The 2749-nt window shown below is 59.3% G+C and carries 2 protein-coding genes and 1 tRNA gene; 1 reads left to right on the plus strand and 2 read right to left on the minus strand.

The window, feature by feature from the left end; genetic code table 11:
* A partial coding sequence (locus NW819_RS07840) for a glycosyltransferase family 61 protein (RefSeq protein WP_414413417.1) occupies window positions 1-1203 on the plus strand: 1203 nt, incomplete at its 5' end.
* Here the strand turns inward: NW819_RS07840 and NW819_RS07845 are convergent.
* Together NW819_RS07845 and NW819_RS07850 are read right to left on the minus strand one after the other, a co-directional pair.
* Window positions 1204-1287, minus strand: a tRNA-Leu gene (locus tag NW819_RS07845). It lies immediately after the preceding gene.
* Window positions 1288-1443: 156 nt separating this feature from the next.
* The gene (locus tag NW819_RS07850; protein ID WP_414413418.1) at window positions 1444-2598 is read right to left on the minus strand and encodes an OFA family MFS transporter; all 1155 of its coding nucleotides are present in this window, start codon (window positions 2596-2598) and stop codon (window positions 1444-1446) included.
* Between the last annotated feature and the right edge of the window lie 151 nt (window positions 2599-2749).

A 2749-nucleotide genomic window follows, 5' to 3' on the forward strand; every position in this document is an offset into this window, starting at 1 on the left:
TTTTCCCAGAACACCCCCCCTACAACCGACTTCTGGCCGGTGCCAACCCAAGGCTACCTCACCACCCGACAGTGGCATCAGGCCACGGGCGAAGGGGACTACCAACTGCTGGATCCAGGGGGGGTTCTCTGTCTAAAAGCGCCCCCTGCGGCTGATCCCGCCATTTTGCAAAAGTTGCGCCCGCAGCGGATCCCCTTGGCAGAGACCTTTGTCGCCCAGATCCCCCGAGGATCCGTCCACGTGGGCCACTATCCCCGCCACCTCTACGCCAGCTTTGCCAGCGGGGTGCTCACCCGCCGGGGAGAATTGCTCGCCGATCTATCCCTGAGCTTGCCGCCGCCGGAGTTCCTCGACTGGGACTACAGGCCAGATCACCTGCGACACCACCCCCTGCTGGGCTTGCCCCATCTCCCCCCACCGATCCCACTGGATGGCCCCGTTGCCCTTTTGCCCTTGGGGGCAGTTAATTACTTTCACTGGATGGTGGATATTTTGCCTGCCTTGGATATCCTGCAGCGGTCGGGCGCCCTGGAAAAGGACATCCCCATCTTGATCCACGGGTATCAAAGAAAGCCCTTTCAGGTGCAGAGCTTGGCTGCTTTGGGGATCCCAGCCGAGCGCATCCTCAGCTTTGAGCAGTTGGGGGGATCCCATCTGCAAGCCCAAAACCTGATCGTGCCCTCGGCAGGCGCTCCGGTGGGGTGTTTGACGCCCAGGGGATTGGAGGTGCTGCGGCAACTGGCCCAGCCGAGTTTATCCATTGACCCCCTGCAGCCGCGGCGAATTTACATCAGCCGTCGCTCTGCCCGCTGGCGGCGGGTGATCAACGAAGCGGAGGTGCTGGCCTGCTTGCGCCCCTGGGGATTTGTACCGGTGCAGATGGAAACCCTTTCTCTTCCCGAGCAAATAGCCCTGATGCAGGGGGCAGAGGCGGTGATCGGGATCCACGGGGCGGGCCTAACCAACCTCGCCTTTTGTCCACCCGGCACCACTGTCATCGAGATCTTGCCCAGCAATGCAGTGCTCCCCTATTTTTGGATCATTGCCCAGGTGGCAGGGTTAAGGTATTTCCCCTTGGTGGCGCCTGTTTGCGATCCGGCTTTGGTGGCTCTTCTTTCCAGCCCCGATTTGGATCGAGAAGATGCCTGGGTTCGGATCCCGGACTTGCTGAATGTGCTGGAACAGACAGGGATCAAGGGATGATGGGATCGGAGGGACTCGAACCCTCACGTTCTTGAGGAACAACGGATTTTAAGTCCGTAGCGTCTACCATTCCGCCACGATCCCAATCTGTCGGCAATAGCCGTACTACTCTACCAAACTGCTTGCCTTGGGGGGGCAAGTCTTTAAGTTGGTTCACCCAGCCCTGCAGTGGAGGGTATGAAGTAGGGGATTGCTGCCCCTGCTGATGGGATCCCTGCTGTGCCCGCTGGCTTGAAGCTCCTACAACTTCTCTTTCAAAAAAACGTTGGCCACCCAGATCCCCACCACCGCCAAGGCGGCCATCCCATAAAAGGTATAGCTATAGCTGCCCATCCTATCGCGAATTTGCCCCGCGATCATCGTTCCCACCAAGGCCCCAACTCCATAGGCGGTAAACACAATGCCGTAGTTCTGGGCGTAGCGTTCGGGATCAAACAAGCGCAGGGTCAGGGCGGGAGCCATGGCCAGCCACCCCCCCAGGCAAAACCAAAGCAAGGAAAAAGTTACCCAGTAGGCCAGAAGGGATCCCTGAGGAGGCAGGAGCATCAGCCCACAGGCCAGCAGGATCAGCCCATAGGAGCCCGTAGTGACCTGATGGGGATGTAATCGATCGGCCAACCAGCCAAACAGAGGACGGCTGAGCCCGTTGAAAATGGCGAAGAGAGCCACGCTGTTGGCAGCCGCAGGGGGATCCAGGCCGATCAGCTCTTCCCCCACAGGACCAGAAATCCCAATGGCGCTTAAACCAACCAGGGTGCCGATGGCATAGCAGATCCACAGGCCATAGAAGGAGGGGTTCCTCAGCAGAGGGAGAGAGCGCCGAGAAGTCAACGGAGAGCGATCTGGGCCATTCGTGGATTTTCTTGGAAAAGGTGAGGAAGGGATCCAATCGGGAGGAGGAAATCTCAGTTGGGTTGCGATCCCCAAGATCACCGCTGCAAAGAGGATCCCCAAAATCAGCAGCGTAGGTCGAACCCCCAGCGCCTCGATCAAGCGGTTGGCTAGAGGAGCGGTAAGCAGGGGGGATAGGCCAAAGCCGACAATGGTGGATCCCACGGCCAATCCCTTGCGATCCGGGAACCAACGGGCTGCCACGGCCATTGGCACTCCATAGGCTATTCCCACACCGCTGCCGGCAATGACTCCATAGCAGAGGGCAATCCACCCAATGGAGGGGGCGAAGCTGGCCAGCCCATAGCCCAGGCCCACCAAGCTGCCCCCCAGAGCCAGTACTCGGCGGGATCCCCAGCGGGGGATGACAAACCCTGTGATGGGCATGAGGGTAGCGTAAAACACGAGGGCAACGGTGTAGGGCAGCAGGCTCTCACTGGCCCCGATCCCCAGCTCTGTTTCCAGGGGCTTGCGGAAAATGCTCCAGGAATAGACGGTTCCCAAGCAAAGAAGAACCAGGAGCCCCAGGAGGATAAAAAGCCATCTCCCTCCATAGGCTGGTTGTCTATACAAAGTAATGGGGGATCCAACCCTTTTCATGGGTATTTGGAGCTTGTTAGCTTGTGGGGGCGTGGGGTAGCTAAGCCCCGCACTG

This window comes from Synechococcus sp. R8-2 (assembly GCF_047461715.1).
In the GTDB taxonomy this organism is placed as follows: domain Bacteria; phylum Cyanobacteriota; class Cyanobacteriia; order Thermostichales; family Thermostichaceae; genus Thermostichus.